The organism is Bradyrhizobium sp. USDA 3240 (assembly GCF_054063295.1).
Map to the genome: position 1 here is coordinate 5934747 of NZ_JBSSGD010000002.1, position 22249 is coordinate 5956995.

General features: G+C 59.8%; 13 protein-coding genes and 9 pseudogenes. 7 read left to right on the plus strand and 15 right to left on the minus strand.

What is annotated here, in order from left to right; all coding sequences use genetic code 11:
- Nucleotides 1-108: 108 nt before the first annotated feature.
- From groL to ACVIGA_RS28655, 3 genes and pseudogenes are all read right to left on the minus strand, one after another.
- Nucleotides 109-1749 (minus strand): chaperonin GroEL, encoded by a 1641-nt coding sequence (gene groL / locus ACVIGA_RS28645; RefSeq protein WP_166072356.1) that lies wholly within the window; start codon nucleotides 1747-1749, stop codon nucleotides 109-111.
- 78 nt (nucleotides 1750-1827) lie between these two features.
- Nucleotides 1828-2142: a co-chaperone GroES gene (locus tag ACVIGA_RS28650; protein ID WP_166072319.1), complete on the minus strand. Its 315-nt coding sequence runs from the start codon at nucleotides 2140-2142 to the stop codon at nucleotides 1828-1830.
- Between the two features lie 595 nt (nucleotides 2143-2737).
- Nucleotides 2738-3789: pseudogene (locus tag ACVIGA_RS28655) on the minus strand (IS3 family transposase); the annotation flags it as partial.
- A 315-nt stretch (nucleotides 3790-4104) separates the two neighbouring features.
- Here ACVIGA_RS28655 and ACVIGA_RS28660 point away from each other — a divergent pair.
- Entirely contained in the window at nucleotides 4105-4371 is a 267-nt protein-coding gene (locus ACVIGA_RS28660; RefSeq protein ID WP_456668709.1) for an AsnC family transcriptional regulator, read from the plus strand.
- On the opposite strand, the pseudogene ACVIGA_RS28665 reads toward ACVIGA_RS28660, so the two are convergent.
- Nucleotides 4352-5634 (minus strand): annotated as a pseudogene (locus ACVIGA_RS28665) (IS256 family transposase). The gene ACVIGA_RS28660 and the pseudogene ACVIGA_RS28665 overlap by 20 nt on opposite strands.
- On the opposite strand from ACVIGA_RS28665, the gene ACVIGA_RS28670 reads away from it, so the two are divergent.
- Together ACVIGA_RS28670 and ACVIGA_RS28675 are read left to right on the plus strand one after the other, a co-directional pair.
- Nucleotides 5581-6075, plus strand: coding sequence for an Lrp/AsnC ligand binding domain-containing protein (locus tag ACVIGA_RS28670; RefSeq protein WP_231168573.1), 495 nt, complete (start codon nucleotides 5581-5583; stop codon nucleotides 6073-6075). The pseudogene ACVIGA_RS28665 and the gene ACVIGA_RS28670 sit on opposite strands and share 54 nt — an antisense overlap.
- A gap of 430 nt (nucleotides 6076-6505) precedes the next feature.
- Nucleotides 6506-7153 carry an FkbM family methyltransferase gene (locus ACVIGA_RS28675; RefSeq protein ID WP_173642976.1) on the plus strand — a complete coding sequence of 216 codons (648 nt, stop codon included), beginning with the start codon at nucleotides 6506-6508 and terminating at the stop codon, nucleotides 7151-7153.
- 210 nt (nucleotides 7154-7363) lie between these two features.
- On the opposite strand, the gene ACVIGA_RS28680 is transcribed toward ACVIGA_RS28675, so the two are convergent.
- From ACVIGA_RS28680 to ACVIGA_RS28695, 4 genes and pseudogenes are all read right to left on the minus strand, one after another.
- Nucleotides 7364-7546 (minus strand): hypothetical protein, encoded by a 183-nt coding sequence (locus ACVIGA_RS28680; protein WP_166072233.1) that lies wholly within the window; start codon nucleotides 7544-7546, stop codon nucleotides 7364-7366.
- Between the two features lie 545 nt (nucleotides 7547-8091).
- A pseudogene (locus tag ACVIGA_RS28685) lies at nucleotides 8092-9146 on the minus strand (IS701 family transposase); the annotation flags it as partial.
- Between the two features lie 1100 nt (nucleotides 9147-10246).
- Entirely contained in the window at nucleotides 10247-10960 is a 714-nt protein-coding gene (locus tag ACVIGA_RS28690; protein WP_231168572.1) for a carbonic anhydrase, read from the minus strand.
- Nucleotides 10961-10994: 34 nt separating this feature from the next.
- Nucleotides 10995-11720, minus strand: a complete 726-nt coding sequence (locus tag ACVIGA_RS28695) for a thermonuclease family protein (protein WP_173640820.1) — start codon at nucleotides 11718-11720, stop codon at nucleotides 10995-10997.
- Between the two features lie 1027 nt (nucleotides 11721-12747).
- On the opposite strand from ACVIGA_RS28695, the pseudogene ACVIGA_RS28700 reads away from it, so the two are divergent.
- Nucleotides 12748-13859: pseudogene (locus tag ACVIGA_RS28700) on the plus strand (IS3 family transposase).
- A 201-nt stretch (nucleotides 13860-14060) separates the two neighbouring features.
- The gene (locus ACVIGA_RS28705; protein WP_173640821.1) at nucleotides 14061-14309 is read left to right on the plus strand and encodes a hypothetical protein; all 249 of its coding nucleotides are present in this window, start codon (nucleotides 14061-14063) and stop codon (nucleotides 14307-14309) included.
- Between the two features lie 232 nt (nucleotides 14310-14541).
- Here ACVIGA_RS28705 and ACVIGA_RS28710 read toward each other — a convergent pair whose 3' ends face one another.
- The 3 genes and pseudogenes from ACVIGA_RS28710 to ACVIGA_RS28720 all read right to left on the minus strand — a co-directional run.
- Entirely contained in the window at nucleotides 14542-14865 is a 324-nt protein-coding gene (locus ACVIGA_RS28710; RefSeq protein ID WP_456668710.1) for a PAN domain-containing protein, read from the minus strand.
- A gap of 532 nt (nucleotides 14866-15397) precedes the next feature.
- Nucleotides 15398-16654, minus strand: a pseudogene (locus ACVIGA_RS28715) (IS256 family transposase).
- A gap of 736 nt (nucleotides 16655-17390) precedes the next feature.
- Nucleotides 17391-18248 (minus strand): annotated as a pseudogene (locus ACVIGA_RS28720) (IS3 family transposase); the annotation flags it as partial.
- 281 nt (nucleotides 18249-18529) lie between these two features.
- On the opposite strand from ACVIGA_RS28720, the pseudogene ACVIGA_RS28725 reads away from it, so the two are divergent.
- Nucleotides 18530-19378: pseudogene (locus ACVIGA_RS28725) on the plus strand (transposase); the annotation flags it as partial.
- Nucleotides 19379-19414: 36 nt separating this feature from the next.
- Here ACVIGA_RS28725 and ACVIGA_RS28730 read toward each other — a convergent pair.
- From ACVIGA_RS28730 to ACVIGA_RS28740, 3 genes and pseudogenes are all read right to left on the minus strand, one after another.
- Nucleotides 19415-19675 (minus strand): annotated as a pseudogene (locus ACVIGA_RS28730) (transposase); the annotation flags it as partial.
- A gap of 53 nt (nucleotides 19676-19728) precedes the next feature.
- Complete coding sequence (locus ACVIGA_RS28735) at nucleotides 19729-20040, minus strand: Arm DNA-binding domain-containing protein (protein WP_456668711.1); 312 nt, start codon at nucleotides 20038-20040, stop codon at nucleotides 19729-19731.
- Between the two features lie 409 nt (nucleotides 20041-20449).
- Nucleotides 20450-21050 (minus strand): annotated as a pseudogene (locus ACVIGA_RS28740) (transposase); the annotation flags it as partial.
- Between the two features lie 219 nt (nucleotides 21051-21269).
- On the opposite strand from ACVIGA_RS28740, the gene ACVIGA_RS28745 reads away from it, so the two are divergent.
- Nucleotides 21270-21563: a hypothetical protein gene (locus ACVIGA_RS28745; protein WP_173640824.1), complete on the plus strand. Its 294-nt coding sequence runs from the start codon at nucleotides 21270-21272 to the stop codon at nucleotides 21561-21563.
- Nucleotides 21564-21679: 116 nt separating this feature from the next.
- Here ACVIGA_RS28745 and ACVIGA_RS28750 read toward each other — a convergent pair whose 3' ends face one another.
- Nucleotides 21680-21946, minus strand: a complete 267-nt coding sequence (locus ACVIGA_RS28750) for a DUF3892 domain-containing protein (RefSeq protein WP_173640825.1) — start codon at nucleotides 21944-21946, stop codon at nucleotides 21680-21682.
- Between the last annotated feature and the right edge of the window lie 303 nt (nucleotides 21947-22249).

Here is a 22249-nt window from a genome sequence, read left to right on the forward strand (position 1 = left end):
TTCGAAGCCTCGCAAGGGCTGAGGATCATTGCAAGCCCGACCGAAGGCGCAAGAACCCCGGCATTGCTGCCAGGGTTCTGCCAGTCATGGCTGCCGAGAGAGGCTGGATCAGAAGTCCATGCCGCCCATGCCCCCGCCCGGGGGCATTGCGGGCCCGGCCGCAGCCTTCTTCGGCAGCTCGGCGACCATCGCTTCCGTGGTAATCAGGAGTGCAGCAACCGAGGCGGCGTTCTGAACTGCGATGCGCACGACCTTGGTCGGGTCGATGATGCCCTTGGAGACAAGATTGCTGTATTCGCCGGTCTGCGCATCGAAGCCGAAAGAATATTGATCCTTCTCAAGCACTTTGCCGACCACGACCGAGCCGTCTTCGCCAGCATTGATCGCGATCTGGCGGGCAGGCCAGGACAGCGCCTTGCGCACGATCTCGACGCCGGTCTTCTGGTCGTCGTTCTTGGTGCTCAGGCCCTTGAGTTGCCCGGACGCTCGGAGCAGGGCGACGCCCCCGCCAGGCAAAATACCTTCCTCGACGGCCGCACGGGTCGCATGCATCGCGTCATCAACGCGATCCTTGCGCTCCTTCACCTCGACCTCGGTCGCGCCGCCGACGCGGATCACCGCGACGCCGCCTGCGAGCTTGGCGAGACGCTCCTGCAGCTTCTCACGGTCGTAGTCCGAGGTGGTCTCCTCGATCTGCGCCTTGATCTGGGCAACGCGGGCGTCGATGTCGGCCTTCTTGCCGGCGCCGTTGACGATCGTGGTGTTTTCCTTGTCGATCATCATCTTCTTGGCGCGACCGAGCATCTGCAGCGTGACGTTCTCGAGCTTGATGCCGAGGTCTTCCGAGATGGCCTGGCCGCCGGTCAGGATCGCGATGTCCTGCAGCATGGCCTTGCGGCGATCGCCGAAGCCCGGAGCCTTGACGGCCGCGACCTTCAGGCCGCCACGCAGGCGGTTGACGACGAGGGTGGCGAGGGCTTCGCCTTCGACGTCTTCAGCGACGATCACCAGCGGCTTGCCGGTCTGCACCACGGCCTCGAGCAGCGGCAGCAGCTCGTTCAGCGAGGAGAGCTTCTTCTCGTTGATGAGGATGTAGGCGTCGTCCATCTCAACGCGCATCTTGTCGGCGTTGGTGACGAAGTAGGGCGAGATGTAGCCGCGATCAAACTGCATGCCCTCGACGACGTCGAGCTCGGTCTCGAGCGACTTGGCTTCCTCGACCGTGATCACGCCCTCGTTGCCGACCTTCTTCATGGCGTCGGCGAGGAACTTGCCGATCTCGGCATCGCCGTTGGCCGAAATGGTGCCGACCTGGGCGATCTCCTCGTTCGAGGTGACCTTCTTCGAGTTCTTCTGGAGGTCCGCAACGACGGCTTCGACCGCGAGGTCGATACCGCGCTTCAGGTCCATCGGGTTCATGCCGGCCGCAACCGACTTGGCGCCTTCTCGCACGATGGCAGCCGCAAGCACGGTCGCGGTCGTGGTGCCATCTCCGGCCGCGTCAGCGGCTTTGGCGGCGACCTCGCGCACCATCTGGGCGCCCATATTCTCGAACTTTTCCTCCAGCTCCACCTCCTTGACGACCGCGACCCCATCCTTGGTGATGCGCGGAGCGCCGAACGATTTGTCGAGCACCACGTTGCGGCCCTTCGGACCGAGCGTGACCTGAACGGCGTTCGCGAGGATATCGATACCCCGAAGCATGCGATCGCGCGCTTCTACGCCGAATTTGACCTCTTTGGCTGACATAATGATTCCTTCAGTTGTATTTCGACCTTCGGGGCGCCCGGCCGGCACTCTTCGGGGATAAGCAGTGTGAACGACGAACTAGGCGGCCTTCTTTCTTGAGAACACGTCGGTAAGAACGCCCATGACATCGCTTTCCTTCATGATCAATAGCTCTTGGCTGTCGATCTTGACCTCGGTGCCCGACCACTTGCCGAACAGCACGCGGTCGCCGACCTGCACGTCGATCGGGATCAGCTTGCCGGTCTCGTCACGGCCACCCGGGCCAACGGCGATAACTTCGCCTTGCGAGGGCTTTTCCTTGGCTGTGTCGGGAATGATGATACCGCCAGCGGTCTTCTCTTCTGCGTCGATGCGTTTGACCACGACGCGATCGTGAAGCGGACGGAAATTCATGCAGGCCTCCTGAGCATTTGAACGGGTTGGAGATAGGCACATTGCGAACAGCGCCGTTATAGCAAGAGGCAGGCCAAAGATGAGCTGATTGATCCTGCCTGCAGTTCTGCTAAATCGTACACTTGCGCGTATGTTCGTCCGGAAGCAAACGCGCTGGCGTACTCAGCCCGTCAAGCTGTCGTGAAAGTGACATTGCATCTCGTCAAAGCACCAGCATCGATCGTCACGCCTTGGCCTAAATCATGCAGGCTTGGGTCGCGGCAAGTCAGGCTGGTCAGAGGAGTCCGATGCATGCGGGCTCACGATTGGCAGTGCACTCGAGTGCCAACCCTCGTGATCCGCGGCTTCTCCGCGGCTCTGCGCTGTTGGGCTTTGGCATCGAAACCGCTTGGACGGATTTGGAAGGAGCAATCATGCAGTCCGCGTCAAAAGAGAACGGGTCTATCAAGATCGTCGGCCCTGCCGACCGTCCGAAGGTCATTGCCGTTCTGACGACAGCCTTTACGACCTGTGACCTGCTCCCCGATTTGCCCTCGTTTATAAGGAGAGTCTGTTCTGGGTTTGGCCCCTGTTGGGGCGGGTTGCAAACTCGGTCGGTGAGCCCGTTGAGGCTCGTGTGCGGTCGGTTGGTGTTGTAGTCGATCCTCCACTCTTCGATGATCCGGCGAGCCTCGTTGAGATTGGCAAACAGGTGCTCGCTCAGGCACTCGTCGCGCAGGCGGCCGTTGAAGCTTTCGACAAAGCCGTTCTGCATCGGCTTGCCGGGCGCAATGTAGTGCCACTCGATCCCGAGTTCTTCCTGCCAGGCCAGGATCGCATTTGAAGTGAACTCGGTGCCGTTGTCGCTCACGATCATGCGTGGGCAGCCCCGGCTTTCAATGATGTGGCCAAGCTCACGCACCACACGCAGGGCGGTGAGCGAGGTGTCGACGACCAGACCCGGGCATTCCCGGGTGAAGTCGTCGACCAGGGTCAGGACACGGAAGCGCCGGCCACTGACCAGCGTGTCCATCACGAAGTCGAGCGACCAGCGCAGGTTCTGATCCTGCGGGATCGTCATCGGCGCCCGGGTGCCCAGTGCCCGTTTGCGGCCACCACGCTTGCGCACGCTCAGCCGCTCCTCCTTGTAGAGCCGGTACAGCTTCTTCCGATTGATCCGGACCCCTTGCCGAGCCAATAGCAGCCCCAGGCGACGGTAGCCGAAGCGGCGACGTTGCGACGCCAATTCCTTCAGCCGGGCTCGCAACGGACCATCGTCCGGTCTCGTCGGGGCATAGCGATAGGTCTTCGGTTGCAGGCCAACCAGCCCGCAGGCCCGCCGCTGCGAGTAGCCCTTCTCATCGATCGCCCAGGTCACAGCGCGTCTCCGCAAGCTGGGCGTCAGAAGTTTTTTCCGAGCATCTCCTTCAGTGTCGATGCGTCTAGCATCGACTCCGCCAGCAGCTTCTTGAGCTTGCGGTTCTCCTCTTCCAGGGCCTTCAGCTTGCGGCCGTCGTCGATCTCCATCCCGCCATAGCGCGACCGCCACTTGTAGAAGGTCGCATCGCTGATGCCGTGCTTGCGGCACAGATCGCTCGCCGACATTCCGGCAGCGTGTTCCTTCAAGACCTTGATGATCTGCTCTTCCGTGAACCTGCCTTTACGCATCGTCTGTCTCCTCGGTGGAGAACAGAACCCTAACTCAAAACCGGGGGCGTTTCAGGGGAGCAGGTCAGCGGACCTCTCTTTGTCCAAGGAAGTGCCTCGATCGCCTGCGCGCCCGCCGGCAAGCCGACCGTAGCTGGCTGAGCAAGCTCGTCGCTCGAGAATCAACAAAGCGATCGGGCGTGCGAGCCGAGCTGGTCTGACGCCCTACCGCTCCCCGCTTGAACGATCTGATTACGTATTGGAAGGGCAGGGCTCAAGCGAGGGGCCGGGTTTGGTCGTGGAAAAACCTGCTCGCCCGTTGATCCCGCCAGAACCATGAAACTTGACAGAACGGATGCCCGCCTTCTTGACTTACTGCAAAGAAACAACCGTCTGAGCAGTGAAATACTCGGCGCGAAGGTCGGGTTGTCGGCCTCTGGCGTTCAGCGCCGACTGAAGCGCCTGCGAGCACTGCGCGGAATCGAAGCGGACGTCTCAATCATTTCTCCGAAAGCAATCGGACGAAACGTGACCCTGCTGGTTCTCGTGAGCTATCGCCAAATTTTGGTGACGGCGCGGCCGGTCAGGCGGCGGCGGTTATGAGCTGACGGTCAGTCGGTTTGGCGATGAGCTCGATCCCGTCGTTGAATGTCACACCGAGAACGAGTTTTGGCAACTGGTTGTGGCCATCGAGACGACGCCGGCTTTTCTGCGCGGCCTCAAGCAGTTTGAAGACCATCGCGAGCGCCGTTCTGTTGGACAGGCAGCCCTTCGATCGGATCGTGCGGTGGCGCACGGTAGCGAAGGTGCTTTCAATGGGATTGGTGGTCCGCAGGTGTTTCCAGTGTTCGGCCGGGAAGTCGTAGAACGCCAGTAGCGTGTCCCGATCCTTGCTCAGGCAGTCGGCCGCCTTCTCGTATTTGGGCGTATAGCTCTCGATGAAGGCGTCGAACGCCAGCTCGGCGGCGGCCTTGGTTTCGGCCATCCAGCTCTCCTGCAACGCGCGTTTGGCTTTAGGCTGCTGGCTCTTCGGCAACTTGGCGATCACGTTGGCGGTCTTGTGTACCCAGCAGCGCTGCTCGTGCGTTTTCGGCCAGACCTCGCCGGCGGCCTTCCAGAACCCGAGCGCGCCGTCGGCGATGGTGAGCCGCGGCGGCACGCCGAGCCCGCGCCGCTTCAGGTCGAGCAGCAGATCGCGCCAGTCCTGCGCGCTCTCGCGGGCGCCATCGGTGAAGCCGACCAGTTCCTTGCGGCCTTCCGGCGTCGCGCCGATCAGCACCAGGATGCACTGCTTTTCGTCTTCGAGGCGTGCTTGGAGATGGATGCCATCGGCCCAGATGTAGACGTAGCGCTTCGCCGACAGATCGCGCCTCTGCCACGCGGTGTGTTCGTCAAGCCAACCGTCCTTCAGACGGCCGATGGCGGATGCCGACAACCCGGCAGCATCCTTGCCGAGCAGCGCCGCCAGAGCCTCGGAGAAGTCGCCGGTGGAGATACCCTTCAGGTAAAGGATCGGCAGCAGCGTCTCGATCGATTTCGAGCGGCGCATGTAGGGCGGCAGGATCGACGGAGAGAACCGGATGCGGTCGGGATCGGTAGCCTCCGCCTCGCGATCGCGTACACGCGGCTGGCGGACGCCGACCGGACCGATACCGGTCATCACCTCGCGTTCCGGCAGGTGACCGTGGCGCACGAGCGCTGGTGGCCGTCCGCAGTCCTCAAATCGGCATGCTTGCCGAGAAAGTCCGCGACCTCGGCCTCGACCGCCTGGGCCAACAGAGCACGCGCCCCATTGCGCAAGATTTCGGTGAGTTGATCGTCGACGTTTCCTGGCTGAATCAACTTGATGATGTTATCTTTGGACACGGCATATCGCTCCTTCGGTGGAGAAGTGGAGGCGTCAAGCACCCCCACGATATGCCGCCTTCCCGATTCCCGCCGTCACCAACTTTCAGCGATAGCTCGGTTCTCGTCTCACTTCACCGGAATCGAGCCGACATCGTTGATCGCTTCAAGCGCACAATCTGCAAAATGACTGAGGTGATGAGCGGATTCTATGTCACCGGTCAGCCCCACTTCGTCCTGCTCGTTACCGCAGATAATCTGGAGGAGTACGAGAAATTTACCCGCCGCCTCTCTCATGAAGATCCGGACATAGAGCGCTTCGAAACCATGGTGGTTATGGATAGGGTCAAGGCAGGCTTTACCTTGCCAATTTTTCGATCGCATGCTGGTGATCGCCCGATACCGTTCGAACGGAGGCCGGCGCTCGTTCAGTTCATCACAATTATCATCTATGCGGAGTGAACGTCGATCAGTAGCCTTTCCTGGAGCGGGCGCAGTCGCCCGTGGCCGCTCCCGGTACCTGGTGCCCGAAGGTGGTACCAAGACTGGTGACAATCAGACCACAATCCGTTCGGCGCGGGTCTTTATCGCCTTGCGAAGCCAGATCGCGATGCAGTGGTCAAAGGGCCACTCGCAAATCACCTATGTTACCGCGAAGATCGCATTCCAGATGGCGCCCTCGAGAGCACGCCGCGGCCCGCTTCGCAAGACAAGCCGGCAGTGGCGGCAGCATCATCCCTCGCCACGCTCGAGCGAAAGAGAGCGCCATCCGCGACCGCTCGCGCGCCGGCATATGAATTATATACGTTGATATACGTTGTGCTGGGATGTCGGACGTGTGATTGCGCGTCTAGGACAAAGTGTCAACGGAGTTCCAATGGAAAAACAACCCGTGTCTTCTGTGGACGTACATCAGCATATTCTGTCACTTCTTGGGATGTCCAATCCAGTGATCTTGGATATCGGCTGCAATGACGGAACCGATACGGCACATTTTCTTACCCTGTGCCCACAAGCTCAGCTTTACTGCTTTGAGCCGGATCCCCGAGCGATCGCGCGTTTCAAGAAGAAGCTCGGTCCAAATCTCGATAAGGTGAAGCTGCTTGAAATTGCGATCAGCGAACGAAACGGGACGATCGACTTCCATCCAAGCAATGCAGATGGAGATGCAAAGGAATGGGACCTCTCTGGCTCAATACGCCGCCCGAAGAACCATCTTACCGAGTATGATTGGGTTCGCTTCGACGGTCCCGTCTCGGTTGAAACTCGACGGCTCGACGATTGGTGCAGCGAAGCTGGACTGAACACGGTCGATTTCATCTGGATGGACGTTCAAGGTGCCGAGGCCGATGTCATCGCCGGTGGCGTGCAGACGTTAAGCAACACGCGCTTCATCTACACGGAATATAGCGATCGCGAGCTCTACGAGGGGCAGCTGTCCCTGCAAGCCATTCTCGACCTATTACCATCATTCGAAGTGGCGGCTCATTATCCCCGCGAAGTGGAGGGTGACGTATTGCTGAAAAATACGCAATTCTAGCTGCCATATCCGGCAGCCCCGTTCGTCGGTGAAAGAGCTTGCCCCAGATTTATGTAGCACATTGTTGTGTAACAGCGATCGATCGGGCAAGCGGGCTCGTTGCCTCGCTCGCGGCATGTCCTTTGACGTTCTCGGTTGTTGCCGTTGCACGGGCTTAGGGACGGGAGATGCATAAGACTCCCGTGATAATTGCTGAGTTGCTGATAATCGCTATTTTGATATATCGGCGCGGTGAGTGACGTCCCGGATAGCCGCGCGAGCCGTTTCAGATGCTTGAATCAGCTCCATCAGCCGGCGCTCATACTGTTTAAGCGTCTGAACGGTTGCTGCATGCTCTGGGCCTCTAGGAAGCTGCTGCACTGATTCGAACAACTGCCAAAGCAGCTGCATCATGTCGCGTAGTTCCTTGAGCCTCGCCAGTTTTGTCACCCGGTCAACCTTGCTCTAATTGCTCCAACGCGAAGACGGGCTGAAGCATCGGCGTTCGATCCGATCAACACCGCAGATAGGAAGACGTGAGATCGGTAAAAAGGGTCGTTTTTCCCCGCCGGATGCAGTTGGTCGCACGATCGTCTCCGTTGGTTTTTTTCTTTCTCGCGGTTTTTCAGTCCTGCCGTCTCGCTCATGATCCTGGCGGGAACCATTCAGTCTTCTGTACAGAGGCAAATGTTGCGTGAGGGTTTTGCAACGACCGTGCCATCAGCTCGATCTAGCCTACGGATCTGAGAATACTAGGTTCGTGGTTGTTGCGGATCCGACATCGCCTCGGCGCCCGGCCTGTCAGTGTCCATACAGCATCAATGGATTCCAAGCACCGGCTTTGGCTCTGAGCGTTGTGTTGCGACGCGTGCAATACGCGCTGTGGTCCTTGGCGCCGGAAAGCTCGCTTACAGCTGCTCTAGCACTACTTTGGCAGAAAGTATTTTCGCCGCTGTTTTTCAAGGATTTGCTTTCGGCAATATGGGCACTGCTGGGGCGGCGGCCGAAGGATGAGATCGACGATAGCGTGACGTACGGCGGGCATAGTTGGTTGAGGGGGAAGCCCGTTGATTCTTTCTTTTCCGCCCCGCGTTTGCGAGGCGACGATGTTGCAGGAAGGCGTAGGCAATCATTGTCATAAGGGCGTGGCGATGAAGACCTTGCCATGATCGCCCTTCGAAGTGATCAAGTCCAAGCTCCTCCTTCAACTGTTGATGCGCCTGCTCACAAATCCACCGTGCCTTGATGGTGGCGGCCAGCGTGCGCAGATCCGTCGTCGCCGGAAGATTGGCAAGATAGTATTTCTTCTCCCCGGAGGCACGTTGCTCGCCAATGAGCCAGGCTTCGTCGCCTGGGAGATGCTGCTGACCTTTATCCCATATCCGCTGCGGAGGGCCGTCGGCGGTGCGGACACGAAGAGCAGCAAATCGGGCTTTGAGCCGACCTTTCGTCCCGCTACGCCAACTCACGGTTTTCCATTTGGCGCTGGCCAGCATTTGTTCTGCCGCAATAGATAAGATATCGGGCACGTGGTGCTTTCGTGGTTTGCCACGGGCTTTGGTGATCGGCCAAATGAGCTTTACATCGACCGGATACACTTTCTGGTGCCGAGGGATACCGACCGCCCAGGCCAGCCCGCGCTCTGTTAGCCCTTGTCGAAACGGTGCGCTGAGGCCGTATCCTGCATCCGCCAGCACACATCCAAAGCGTATGTTGGCTGCCATCGCGCGGTCAATCTCGGCCAAAGCGATCTCCGGCTTGGACCGTGGCGTTCGGTATTCGACTGGCACGCGAGCGCGCTTCAAACGAGATATGTCGCTTGTCCAGCTGTCAGGCAGAAAGAGACGTAACGCGACCATCACTGGCACTTCGCCGCGCGCAAGCGTTAAAGACACCAGTGTTTGGCAATTTGCAGTTTTACCGAGAGCCGACGCGTATTGAGCCGCAACACCGACAGATCGCCCCCCCTTTTTGGCAGTGAGGTGTCATCAATAACCAGCACCGCATCCCTACCGCGCCGACCACACCACCAAGCGCGCCGATTCCGAGCACGACGCTGACGATCCGGCTGTCGAACTCGAGATCCTTGGTCAGATGCAACAGAAAGGCTGCAGAATAAGCGCTATGGCAAAAGATGAACGTGGCGGTGGCTAAAGTGACCGCCCTCAAGATCGGATTGCCGAACACGCCCGCCAGCCCCTCAGCCACTTGGCAGAGTACCGCGCACGAGGCGGCTGTTGAGCGCCCAGCGGACCGCGTCGGCAACGGAATCGTCGCCAGTGTTGCCGCCACCGGCTCCGAGCCAAGCGCAAGAGCGGCCTCATCAAGTCGCCCGCCGCTGACGGCCCTCCGGTCGGCTCCGCCTCCCTCCGTCCCGTCAGCGGCGGAGCCAACCTTCAACCGAGATCATAATCCCGATGGTGGGGGCAGTTCTTTATGACGCAAAGGGGGCAGTTCCGGATGGCGACACATGGTGACGTTGGAGCCCAGCAGCGAAATGGTCTGGCCGACCAGCAGCGCAAGATAGCTGCGCGGCAACCCGCCAATCGCGGCGGAACAGTTCCGGCGACTCACGCGTCGCCAGACGGGCTTGCAAGCGGTAAATAGCGGAGGCGGACCAGCTCACTTCCGGCGATCTGCTCGAACAACGGGATCACTCTGCCAAGCGCATAGACGAACTGCTGGCTTGGGAGTGGCAGCCTCAAAGCATCGCTCAGGCCGCTTAAGCACGATCAACGGAGAATTTGTATCGATGGCATAGCGGATCGCCAGCGTCGAGAAAATTCTGCTGGGCTCGCTGGTGCGGAGGCTGAGCTCAAATCCCAGCGCGATCTTCCGCTCGAGCCAACTCTGTGAGCCAGGACGAACTAACGAGACATCCAGGTTGTCGGCCGGGCCAAGAATCTCTCTTGTTGCTGGCCGCGTGTCGCCAGAATAAGTACAAGGATTACAACGAGAATTAAGAGCCCGCGCATACCTGAGCTATCCGAAGCTGTACGAGAATTGTTGACGATATCCAGGGCACTTGCGGCGGCGGATGAATGAGCGAATGTCGTCCGAGGTCGCTGTTGAGCCAGTTAGGACGAGGCCGCCGCGCATGGCGGCCGCCATCCATTAGCTCAGCAGATCGACTCTGCCCGTATCAAGCCTGTAAAGGCCCCCGACAACCATCAGTCTGTTCTGCTCAACTGCCCGGTTTAGAACCGGTCCCGCCAATCTGAATTTATTGACGTTATCGATTACATTTTGCCGGGTCGCATTGGCGAACGTGTCGCCGCCTTGCTGCCGAGATTCCTTAACCACAGGTGCAAGTGCGGCGACGAGCGATGGAATATGTCCCAGCGGCGGCTTGTCGTCGTTGAGCGCCTTGATCGTGGCGTCTACTGCGCCGCAATGATCGTGACCAAGTACCACAATTAATGGCGTGTTCAGCACGGCCACGGCATACTCCATGCTGGCGAGCGTGTCCTCGTTGACGAAATTTCCTGCGAGTCGGCAGACGAACAGATCACCAAGTCCGCTGTCGAAGGCCAGTTCTGGCGCAATACGAGAATCAGCGCAGCCCAGAACCGCGGCATATGGATTTTGCCCACCGACCAAAACCCGGCGCTCGCGTTTGAAATCGTGGCCTTGGGAAGCGCCCTGGACGTAGCGATCATTACCTTCCATTAGCCGCTTCAGCGCAGCACCTGGAGAGAGCAGATTATCCGGCTTCGGCCGCAGTTTTGATTCCTTCGCCTCGACGATATGGTCGGCAAGCAGCATGCCGACAGCCGACATAGTGAACAGCAACAGAGAACGGCGCGAAGGTTCGATCGAATGGCTCATGCTCGAAGAATCTGCTTGCATGTGTGGTGGCACCCTATCGCGCGGCTTTACGCCATCCCAGGGCGGTCGCTTCCGATTCGCTGCAAAGCCAACGTTCACCTAAGTTCTTCGTCATATCGATTTGTTCGTAACTGTTTTGCCCGGGCAAGTGGTAAATGCGCTCGCCCTTACGGCCCACGGTGCCCTTTATCAGACACTCCTGTGAGGGCGGGTCGGTCAGCAAAGCGGATCCGAGCAGGAGTTCTTGAACGTCTGAGGGCACCGAGCTTGCGCCAATAATGATCGTCGACTGGTTGCGATGGCGCCAATCCCAAGGTGCAATGAACGCCCCGGACCAGATGCCCGCATAGGCATTGCTCGCAACAACCTCATAGATGGCATAGCTTGCTGCGGAGCGTGCCGATAATAGCGCCCATCCCGAGCGTACCATCCACGCGTTCACATCCTCGCCTGCGATGAAGCAGTTGCCAAGCGACCTCCTGTACACATCTACCCCTGTGGTATGGCAATCCCAGGTTCGCCCGTTCGAATGCTTGATGAGCTCATCGCGAGCAGCTATGCCACAAGCCCATTTCTGGCCATGGGCGTCGAGGCAGATCTGATCAGTCTCTGGCGCCTCGATGCCCGAGAGCCGGATTTTGGTCTGCTCGATTTCGATCGTGTTGCCGTCGAGAATGCGGGGAGCGCCGCTGAGTGTCGCCGCGCAAACCGGAGATGCGATGATAGCGAGCAATGCGGCCATCATCATGCGTTGTTTCATATCTGACAACCTTTCGTTCTTGGTCCATGGGCCCAGACACACGTACAATCGGTCACCGCTACATTCGACCGCTTGATCACACATCTTTGCCATCTGGCCTGTGCATCGTCCGAGGTTTGCTTTGTCGTTCGTGATTCTCACCCTACGTCCTGACGCAACGTGAGGTTCAAGCAATTTCGTCTGGTGTGGGCGTTGCTGCTCGTGACCTGGCTCACCCCGTCAAGCCTCGGCCGCAACGGTGATGCTCGGGCTTCAAACGTCTCGTTGGATATTCAACAGCTGATCCAGCCTCTGCTCAGGCCGATCAGATGAGCTGCCAAAATTGCAGCGGGAACAGCGGCTTCCTGCCGTGCGGCATACTGCCGATCGCGAATAGCGCCATTGCGGGGTCTGCGACTTAGTCCCGATTTGACCAGCGCGTTGGGAGGCCACTGGATAACCTCCAGTTCGAGCGGCGCGCTGCCTGGTTCATTCGAGCGCCGTTATCGATGCGAGCCAAAGGCGCTCGGTTGGGAGTCAGGAAAGCGCCCTGGAGTATTAATGCGATCTGGAGTTCGTTTTTTGGGAGCCACGGCAGTTGCGCTTGTCCCAATTGGTAAGACGATTCGGCAGAACTTGAGCCGGCGGTGCAGCGGTGCTGGTCTGGAGGGTGCATTGGCGAACACGTCGGCGGTAATTGCTGCGGACATGCTGAAACAATTCCTATAGTCCGTCGATCCGGCGACGCCGGCATATCCCTGTGTTCGCGGCGGTTTGCCACATCGGCTACTCATCACGGCAGGTCCGGCGTGTTGTCCTACTTTGTCACGGATGATTTCAGCGTCGGCGTACGCGGTCGCTATTGGCGATGCGGACCAAAAAGGACAGCGACTTGACACGCACAGGCCGTGGTGGCCGGGGAAGCAACGTTTTCGAAGCATGAGACCCTGGCGGGCGGTTAGAGCTGGCTCCACAAATTCGGACAGTAGCTTGAGTGGATTTTCTGCCTGAGAGCGGCGAGGCTTCTTGCCGCGAAACAGGAGCGAAGATGACGAAGAGGAGTCGCCGGACGCATTCTCCGGCATTCAAGGCAAAGGTGGCTTTGGCGGCCGTGAAGGGGGAGAAGACATTGGCCGAGCTGGCGCAACTGTTTGATGTCCATCCGAACCAGATCACGACCTGCAAGTCCCAACTCCTGGAAGGCGCCGCCGGAGTGTTTGGGCAGGACAACGGACCGGCCGAGGCGCCGGTCGATTTGAAGCGTTACATGGCAAGATCGGCGAGCTTGCGTTGGAGAACGATTTTTTGACCGGCGCGCTCACCAAGGCGGCCCTGCTGAGCGCAAAGCGATGATCGACCGCGACCATGATCTGTCTGTCGTGCGCCAGGCGAAGGTCCTGAACCTTGCCCGCAGTACGGTTTACTACGAACCTCGGCCGGTTTCGGCCGAGGACTCGTCTTGATGCGCCGGCTCGATGAGCTGTACCTCGATTATCCCTTCGCAGGGGGGCGCATGCTGCGATCGCTGTTGCAGCGTGAGGGCATGCAGGTTGGCCGCCGCCACGTCGCGACGCTGATGAAGCGCATGGGGATCGAGGCGATCTATCGCCGTCCGAACACGAGCAAGCCCGCACCGGGCCACAAGATCTACCCGTACCTATTGCGCGGATTGAAGATCGAGCGGCGGACATCAGCTACATTCCGATGCGACGTGGATTCGTTTACCTCGCCGCGGTCGTCGATGTGTTCAGCCGAAGGGTATTGGTCCATCGCGTATCGATCACGATGGAGACGATATTCTGCGTCGAAGCGCTCCAGGAGGCGTTGGCGAAGCACGGCAGGCCCGAGATCTTCTTCAACACGGATCAGGGTAGCCAGTTCACCAGCCTCGACTTCACCGGCGTGCTGCTGGACGCGAACATCGCCATCAGCATGGACGGCAAGGGTGCCTGGCGCGACAACGTGTTCGTCGAGCGGCTGTGGCGCACTGTCAAATACGAGGAAGTCTATCTGCGTGCTTACGACAGCGTGCTCGAGGCGCGAGCATCGATTTCCAAATATCTGGCGTTCTACAATCGAGGACGTCCTCACTCGAGCCTTGACGAACGCACGCCCGACGAGGCTTACTTCGGCGCGCAAACGATGGTGACGGCCGCATGATCGTCGCCAACGATTTTGCTGCGGCTCTGGTCGGGCTTGCGCCCTCCCGACGCCACAGCAAAATCGTAAAGCCCCGCGTTCAGCATAACCCGGCAGGAATCCACTTAATTTTCGCGGGGCCCTGTCCAAACAACCGAGACCAGCTCTAACCTCCACGATTCGAAATCCCTGTCCCATGTCTTCCTGAATGGCGTGACGATCATGAACTCGGCGTTTCTGGATGCCGATCTTGATCAATGTGAATTCGGCGATACCATCACGCTCGAACAGGTCTGCCTAGTAAGTGGCGCGCGTCCCACGCGGGTATTCGATCTCGTGCGCGCGATCGAAGTAGAATGCGCAAATTTCAGCGGTCGGTTGAAAAAAACTGCGACTCGAATTCATTTCCAACATTGTGCGTTTGATGGCATCGGAGCGAACCATAGCACCAAGCTCCCTTGTCTACATTGAGGGTGTTCTTTCAGCGCTGGGCTCAACGCTCCTCGAGGACGGTGACCCGCAGGCAATCCTTTCGGCTTTTATTACCGTGCGCAACGCCCTGTTCGACCGGGTGAACGAGATATTGCTGGCCAAGTCCAGCTCGGTCGGCGCCACCGAGAAGATTGTGCTTGATAAGGCGACAGACCAGCCATCTCAACCTTGCAATGTTCCGCTCGCCAATTCATGCAAGCTGCTACGGCGCTTACCTGTGGCCGGACACGCAGCAGAAATTGTCCGTTGGTGCCGGCGCCGCGTTCTTCAACCAACAGCGCGGAGTTTCACCTTGCCAGCCACTGCGGGCGAAGGTCCACGCCGCGCAGCCCGAATTGGCCCAGCACGCACCCTGGCAGTTCTCAGGAACGCTGTTCGGCGGCAGAGAGAAGCTGCTGATATCGGAGCCTAACCGGTCCTTCCCATACTCGATGGACTGGGCGAGGGCCGTAGCGCTAAGGAGAGCTAGCGCCAAAGCGACGAGGGGAGCTTTCATCTCATTAATCCTCCTAGCAGATCGCCATGATGGCGACATAAGCAATCGGTAGCCGCATATGCTCACTCTCCCTCATAGTCCGGGATATCTTGGATCTGGCCATTGTGGCGGTTCAGTCCCTGCCACGCGCCGCTAACTTCAGCGGTCGGTCTTAATGTCCTGCAAGCAAAACTGACCGGTTGGCTCCGGAAAGCCCGAGATAATGGAGAATTATATCTCGAAAGGTCTCACGCCCGCACCTACCAAGACTGGTTGGCTTCATGGACCCTGGACCAACGTCGCGTGGATCAGTCGCCTCAGCCTTGGCCGCAAAGCAGCTAGCCCTCGCAGGCCGAACGCGACCGGCGCGATCGGGCAGCTGCGCGGACGCGACTCGGCGCTGGGAAACATGCGAACCGCCGCTGTCCCTATCACGCGCAGTTAACTTCAGTGACCAGCTTTACTGTCATGAGTGTTGGCTGCTCTTTAAAAATTGGCATCGCTTTATTCGGGAGAAAGGCCAACCGTACGGAACGAGGGGATGTCCCGATCGGTGTTGAACTACGTCGGGCCGACGTTGCCAGAATGAATGTTACGCGGCCCTCGAGACGTGGGCAACGGGCTTGATCGTCATGCGATCGCGGTGAGCTTGAAGGGCCGCACGCAGAACCGACAATTGCTTATGCGCCTTCAATCGTCGGAAGCCCTTGTTGGCCTCGATCATGCCGGCCGCGACCCATCGCAAAGGCCATACCGGCATCGCGCCAGCGTTTGATGTTGCGCGTGACGCGGCGAATGGTGCCCATCATGTTCTCGGCGATCTTGGTCCAGGCGAGCGAGCGACCAAGCTCCTTCGGCAGCTTCAACCGGACGACAGTCAGGATTTCGTCGAGGCCTTCGAGGATGCTCGCCGCTACACCGGGCCATTGCTGGTCGAGTCGACGCGCGAGATTGCGGATCAATTTTTCAGCCTTGTCGGCGTCATCGAGCTGCCGGGCCTGGCGCAGCACCCGACGGGTGGCCGCATGATGCTCTTTCGGCAGGCGTTCCATGATGTTGCGTGCCTTGTGGATCTGGCAGCGCTGGATCGCAGCGGCCGAATCGAGGGTGCGGCGGATCGCCTTCGACAACGCCTTTCGTGCGGTCGGCGATGAACAGTCCTGGCACCGTCGGGTCGAGCCCGCGCGAGACCAGGTTGTCCAGCAGGGCCTGAACCGTTACGGCATTCTCGGTCGCCCCTTCCACCAGCGCCAGCGGATGCTTGCTGCCTTCGCCGTCAACTCCGATCGCGGCGACCAGCACGAGATCGTCGCCGAGATGCAGCCCGTCGATTTGGACCACCAGAAGGTCGAGCGTGGACAGATCGGCGGCCATGAAGTCAGCCAGCCGCGCCGCCGACAGCGCTACGAACCTCCGCGAGGCCGCCGACTTCGAAACCCCGATCCGGGCGGTGCCGGCACGTCACCCTCGGGCAGCCGGACGGCGCGGCCGAACCGGCGCGTCGACACATTGATCAGCATCAGGTTCATCGCCCCGCGACCGAGCCAATCCTCCTGCGCCACCGTTTCCCAGCTCGGGATCGTGACCTCGCCGCCATCCACGCCCCGGACCCGCGGGCGCTAACCTCGATCTTGCCGCCGTGGAAGCCGATCCGTCCCCGCGTTCGGCCCAAGGTGCGTCCGCCGCGCCGCCTGGCGCGGCCCGCCACAACATCCGCCTCCATCATCGTGCCGAGCGCCTCGATCCCTGCCGCAAGGCAGAACCGATCGAAGCTCGCCCGCACTTCTGCAAACGCTTCGTCCACCGCCCCGGTCGCCGGCCAACCAGCCGGTGTGATATCTCTTGTCATGGCGTTGCTCTTCTTTGTGGAATCAGCACCCCGAGCCTACCGGCTCAAGGTGGGCAACGCCGACCTCTTCAGAAATTCAACAGAACCCGGGACATCCCCCGGAACGACCCGAAAGCCGTTAATTCCAGAATGCCGGCGGGTTAACGTAGCCGTTAAGGGAACGTTGAGCGCGCCCGGCGTCCGCGAAGTGCTCGGCGCCGTCCATCGTCGGCGCGTGCGCGTGGGAACTGAGGCCGAAACCTTTCGGCCAAAGCGAAACCGCGCCGGCCGGATCACTGAAGCGGATAACGTGGGGCATTAGCGTCCCTTTCGCGTTGCGCACAATCGCGCGTGTTCAGAAATCGAGCGGCGACGAGCGAAAATGCCCAATTGCAACCCTTCTCCACTGTAGCAGGTGTTCTGACGCGTGATCGTTTATGATGGCGCAATCAACAGAGTTGTCGAACGGAACGTTCCGCCCATAAAAGGCGAGCCAAGGTGCTTGTTGCGGACAATTCATGTGTTGTGATCACCCTGTTCAAGAGCGCCCTGACAGCCTTTTGCGAAACCAAGCCGAAGTCGGCCAAGGCGCAAGAAGCAAGCTGTGATGAAATTATGTCCGCACGAGCCGCAATCGCCTTTGGCAGTACAAGCGCGAGTCTCCTTTGCGTAACCGTGTGGAAATACGTCAGAGCCTGAGCTGGCTCCGGTTGTCTGAACAGATTTTCCGCGTCGATAAGTGGAGCCTCTGCCATGGTTAGGCTGCCAAGCGGAGTGGCAGCGGGTTGAAGTAGGCTTGATCGGGGGTGACGCCGTCAAGGCTCGAATGCGGGCGCCGACCGTTGTAGAAGTCGAGGTATCGGCCGATCGACGCGAGGGCCTCGCTGACGCTGTCATAGGCCCGCAGATACACCTCCTCGTATTTGACGCTGCGCCATAGCCGTTCGACAAACACGTTGTCTCGCCAGGCTCCCTTGCCGTCCATGCTGATCGCAATGCCGTTGTCGGCGAGCACGCCGGTAAAGGCCTGTCCGGTGAACTGCGAGCCCTGATCCGTATTGAAGACGTCCGGCTTGCCGTGACGAGCCAGGGCATCCTGAAGCGTCTCGACACAGGACGTCGCCTCCATGGTGATCGATACGCGCCACGACAGCACGCGGCAGCTGAACCAGTCGAGCACAACCGCCAGATAAACGAAGCCGCGGGCCATCGGGATGTAGGTGATGTCCATCGCCCACACCTGGTTCGGCCGCGTGATCTCCATTCCGCGCAGCAGGTACGGCTAGATCTTGTGGCCCGGCTCGGGCTTTGTCGTGCGTGGACGGCGATAGAGCGCTTCTATCCCCATCCGCCGCATCAACGTCTTCACATGCCGACGGCCGATCTTGCACCCATCGGCAGCCAGCAGCCCTCGCAACATGCGAGAGCCGGCAAAAGGGAACTCCAGATGCAGCCGGTCGAGGCGCTGCATGATCGCAAGGTCGGCGTCCGGCACCGGCCGCGGCAGGTAGTACACGCTGCCGCGGCCGATGTTCAAAGCCTCCGCTTGCCTGGTGATCGACAGCTCGTGCTCACGGTCGATCATCGCTTTGCGCTCAGCAATCCCGCCGCTCCTTCTAAAAAACTATGCGCGGCGCTGCGCTCCCCCTGTGGGATAGAAACGGACCGGCGCTAGATTGCCGACCGGGAGGGAGCGGCCGATACGATTTTGGTGGCACGTGACCCCGTTAAAAAACCTGGTCCATGGGTTGTCGCGCACTTGAGAGTGGTGACGCCATCCGGCGATCCCGTTTAGGAATCTGACGGATAGCGCAGCCCAGCCTTCCGCCGCCGTCAGCAGGAGGATTAGAGATGAACCCCAAAAGATCGAAGTCGAGGAACTGAGCTGCTGCCGGTTTGATGGAGATGAATCTTCAGCTGCACCACGTCGTCACCGACATCACCGGCGTGACCGGCCTGCGTATCATACGAGCGATCCTTGCCGGCGAGCGCGATCCTGAGGCGCTGGCGTGCTTGCGCCATTATAGTTGCCGCTCCAGCGCCGAGACGATCGCGAAGGTGCTCACCGGAAGCTACCGCGCCGAGCATCTGTTTGCGCTCGAGCAGGCACTTGCGCTTTACGACGCCTACCACGAGAAGGCATCTGCCTGCGACGCCAGAATTGAAGCCGTGTTGAAGGAACTGAGCTTCCATCGCGGTCATGGCCACGGATCAGCGCCGCAGGTCTCGCGGCGTCGGAATCGAATCGATCAGGCGAACGCTCCAGCTTTCGACGTCCGCGAGGCGCTGTTCGCGTTGCTCGGAAAGGACCTCACCGCGATCGACGGCCTCGGTCCTTTACCTCTCGCTGAAGCTGATCGCTGAATGCGGCGACGACCTCTCCTCGTGGCCAAGTGCAAAGCATTTTACCTCCTGGCTGGGACTGGCGCCGGCGGCAAAATGCTCTCGTCCCGAACGCGCCGATCCGGCGGCCGAGCGGCGGCACTTCTGCGCCTTGCTGCCGTGACCGTGGGGCGTACAGACACTGCGCTCGGCGCCTTTTATAGACAGCTCTCAGTGCGCATCGGCAGGGCCAAGGCCGTGACCGCCACGGCCCGGAAGATCGCAGTTCTGTTCTACAATGCTGTGCGATACGGCATGGACTATGTCGATCCCAAGGCCTCGTCCTACGAGACGCGTTACCGGACGCGAGTGGTCAACAATTTGCATCGGCGTGCCAAGCCATTCGGCTTTGTTCTCCATCCCTTGGAGCCGAAAAGTAGATGCTGCCGTTTCTTAGGAATCGTTCTCCAGCGTCAGTTCGCCGATCTTGGCGTGCAGCGACTTCACATCGATGGCTGCTTGTTCCGCTCCGGAGCCGCCGCCGGGACCGAACGCATCGGCGGCCTTGCTTTCAAGCTGAGCCTTCCACGCCGTGATCTGATTGGGGTGGACGTCGAACTGCTCGGCAAGCTGAGCCAGCGTTCGATCGCCCTTCACGGCGGCGAGCGCCACCTTCGCCTTGAAGGCCGGTGTGTGGTTCCGGCGTGTTCTTCTGCTCATTGTCGCTCCTGATTCGCAGGCACAGCGTGCCCGCTGTCAGGCCGAAACTCCACTTATCGCCCTGTGCAGAATTCCGGGGCCGGCTCCGTTGACTCTGAGTACGTGATCGACTGCGGGCGCACCTTCCCAAGCGTGAACTCTGCAAGCAGCCGCTTGGCTTCCGTCCGAGCTTGGGAGAGGGAAATCGTGGGGAAACGGCCGATCGTAATGAGCGAGTTCTTGCGGTTGAGGACGAATGTCTTGGAGCCGCCCTGCGACACACGAAAGCCAAAGGTCGGAAGCTTATCGTCCCAATAGCAAATCTGGCCCTTGGGAGGCGGCGATATGCTCCGGAGGCCAACATCAGAAAACGCCATCTTAGCCATCGGCTAGCTATTACCAACGAGGGGAATGGAGCGGCAATCTATGATGCACCAAGGCGGTAATTCTTCAATAGAATTAAAAAAGGTAGCGGTCGCTATGGCGCAGTATGTTTTAGGATGTAGATGCGAAAATTAGGAATCATAATCCTGGGGTCGGGGGACCAATCCCATTGAAAGCACCTTCGCCACCGTGCGCCACCACACGATCCGATCGAAGGGCTGCCTGTCCAACACGACCGCGCTAGCCCGTCCTATTCGTGAGAGTGCGTTTTTTTGGTCCGATTGATGTGGCCGCACATCTGCTCTGACGAGGCGCGCGGGATTGCCTTCGGCCTTTCACCGCCTGACGACCGGTACTTTGCAACGCGCTTGAGGTGTAGGTTGGGCGAACGGGGGGCGGACGCCCCGCCGGTCAAGGACCGAGCGGCAGCAGCGCGCCTGGCAAGCCGCGGATCAGGTCGGCTTCGGGACATGCCGCGGCAAACGCGGCTCGTGGTCTCGACGACACGGGCAGCGAGTTTCAAGAGACGAAGACGCAGCGTCGCGAACTCGGCTGTGGCCAATTCCCGGGCTTTGGGAATCGCGTCGCGCACGGTCAGCATCAGCCAATAAGCGGCGGTGTCGAGAACGAGGCGGACTTGATTGGCGAGCGCCGAACGGCAGCTGGTGCGATCGGAGGCGAGCTGCGTCTTATGCAGCTTGATCAGATTCTCGGCTTGGCCGCGCGCGCAATACAGGCTGTCGTAGATCCACTCGGCCGAGCCGACATCGAGGCTGGTGACGACGAAACGGATGTCGAGGCCGAGCATCGTCGCCTCAATACGGGCGACGGTACGTCGTTCGCGATCCCAGGACTTTGCCTTGTGGCGCGTCTCGGTATAGCCACGCAGAACCGGCAGGTTCTCGATGGCGCGTCGCGTGCGGATGCCGTCGGCGGCCTCGTCGACTTTTCTGGCGAGCGGCTTGGTGCCGGACAGACCGAAGATGTAGTCGATGCCGTTGGTCTCGCACCACGCTCGCCAGCCTCTCAGGCGCCCTCTGACGAATAAGACGGGCTAGGTGCCAATTGGTACACACACCGTTCGGACCCGGCTGCCAGGCCCTTAGCCGACATGACCAAACGCGCCTCTTTTGTCCGCTTCTGACGGTAATGCTGACGTCGTTCGGCGGGCAGAGTTATGGGTACACGGACCCGCTAGCGGCCGGCATCGTATCCGTGAGGGACAAACGCCATGGCTAAGAAGAACGAGATACTCCTCAGTATCGCGCTTGAGGGCGACGCGGAGGTCAAGGCCAAGCTCGAGGCCATCGGCGACGCCGGCAAGAAATCGCTCGGCGACATCCAAAAAAAATTGGCGATGCCGGTAAGACATTCGGCAAGGCGGCCGAAAGCGGGCGGCGGTGGCCTGAAGGAAGCCGTTGCGCCACTGCTGGAGAAATCTGGTCTCCAGGGTGCATTTGCCACGCCAGGCGCCTTCGCTGGCGTCGCGCGCGGGGCTTCATTGAGCGCGGCAAAAAGATTGTAGTGGCGGACGTACACAGCGCGACCGCTGTCGGTTCTGTGACTCCACTTCAAGGCTTGCCAACGGTCCGGACCGCCCCCGTGTGACCACGACTTCAAGTCACATTACGACACGCCGGGTCACGAGCAATCCTGAAGACTCAGAAGATTGTCGGGAAGAAAACGATCGTTCTCGGTCTTGAGGTACTCGCGACCATCGTGTTCTTCGACGATCACATTGACCGTCTTGCCCTGCTCAGTGACCTCATAAGCGCTTTTGTCGCGTTTGACGTTTGCAATGGCTCTTTCTTCCGAGTCTTGCCATCCTGAACCACCGACTGCTTGAATACGCCGATGGCGGTCTTGATGGGTAGGCAGCTTGATAATGCAGGTAATCCGGCGAGTCATGGCTCACTCCTATTCGTCTCCAGCGGCAGAACGGCATCACAGCAAATCCCGAATCAACCAAGTGAGGATACGGGGAGCAGCCTTACGGCCCAACGTGCGTCACTATTATCCCGACCAGCAGGACGGCGCTTAAGACCGCAAGGCCAATACAAACGCGAGTCGGGGTTGAATAAGAACGAGAAGTGTGGTTGTTCGAACATGCCGCGCACCTCTTGTCCTTGACGCGAGCGGGGTACCGCTCCTGTATTTGTGTCTCCATGCCGGCGAGTTCTTTCTTTGGGCGTCGCTGCTTCGGGATCGCGG